This is a genomic window from Weissella kandleri (genome assembly GCF_045504165.1).
In the GTDB taxonomy this organism is placed as follows: Bacteria; Bacillota; Bacilli; order Lactobacillales; family Lactobacillaceae; genus Weissella; species Weissella kandleri_A.
In genome coordinates, this window is sequence record NZ_JBJJNY010000027.1 from 1 (window position 1) to 1,441 (window position 1,441).

Here is a 1,441-nt window from a genome sequence, read left to right on the forward strand (position 1 = left end):
TGGTCTACCTAAAATACTTGTTTGATCGCACAAAAAAACTCTTGGCCTCACCTAATGAGATATTCAAGGCATATCCTGCCTGTACCAAGAGTTTAATTAAAGTTATTATAATAACTCACATTTAGCCTTATCTAATGTGACAATTCAAAGCATGCCCTGCTTGTACTAAATGCTAATCATAGCCTAACCTAATGAGACATTCAAGGCATGTCTTGCCTGTACTATGATGTGTATTTATTATAACAAAATTAGCTTAATTTAATCAAACTTGTCTGTAATCATCTTTCTTTCAATTTCATTAATGATTAAATTATACGATAAATTTTTTACCTTGTTTTGAATATAATCTGTTGACGTCTTCTTATGAATTGATTTATTATTTTTAATAATTCAAAGAAAAAAACAATATAGTAAGATTAAACTTACGGGTTTGGGTACCCAAGCACTATGCTTGCAAAAGTAAATATACTAAAAGATTTCATATTTTTATATCGTCTGAAACGATGTCAATATAATTTCAGATCATAAACATAAGTTCACTAAAAACTAACAAAAGACATTTACCTAACCATCTGGTGATCATCGCGGATAGAATATAAGTGAGCAAGACTTCCAAGCTAACTTTTACACTTAATGTATGTTTTTTAATTATGTGTTAGAATATAGATACATAGTTGAAGGTTGTGGATTTCATACCTTCCTTTCAAGCTCGTCACCTGCCAGTGATGGGCTTTTTTGTATTAGATGTTTATATTTGCTATTTGTAAATTTTATTTGCGCAAAAATTACGAATGTTTGCGATTAAAAATTATACTTTCTGGGTATTCTCAAGTTATAAATACTAAAGGAGATTTATTGATTATGAAAATTTTATTTGCTGAACAACTTAGTAAGCTACGCAAAGAAAAAGGACTATCGCAGGATGATTTAGCTGAGAAATTATTTGTTACTAGACAGGCAATTTCTACTTGGGAAAAAGGAGACGTTCAACCCAGTTTAAATACAATTGAAAGTTTGGCTGAAGTTTTGGAAGTTCCAGTAGAGAAATTATTGTTTGGTCAAGAAGACAGAAATTCACTTATTCATAAAAAATTAGATCGTTTTTTAACAGAAGATGATGTAGATAAAGATTGGCAATATAATCATATTGATAATGGTTGGGAATTTATTGCCAGATATTATTGGATATTGTTTGGTTTGATTGCAATGCTTGCTTGGGNCCTGCCAGACGAGGTACATGTAATTTTAGCGATCGTTATCGTCAAAATACTTTTGCAACAAGATTAATGCTAAACCGGCATCTATTTGCCAAAGCATGGCTGAAAGCTGTTGCAATACATAGTTGAAGGTTTCCAAAGGAGTTCACCTCCTTTCCCGGTTGCTAATCTCACAACCTCAAGTAGTAATTTTACCACAAGCATTAAACACAAATGCGACATAC

At 31.6% G+C, this 1,441-nt stretch carries 1 protein-coding gene; it reads left to right on the plus strand.

The window, feature by feature from the left end; all coding sequences use genetic code 11:
- The first annotated feature begins 861 nt into the window (after positions 1 to 861).
- Positions 862 to 1,287 (plus strand): helix-turn-helix transcriptional regulator, encoded by a 426-nt coding sequence (locus tag ACJQWY_RS06855; protein WP_407076986.1) that lies wholly within the window; start codon positions 862 to 864, stop codon positions 1,285 to 1,287.
- Positions 1,288 to 1,441 lie beyond the last annotated feature (154 nt).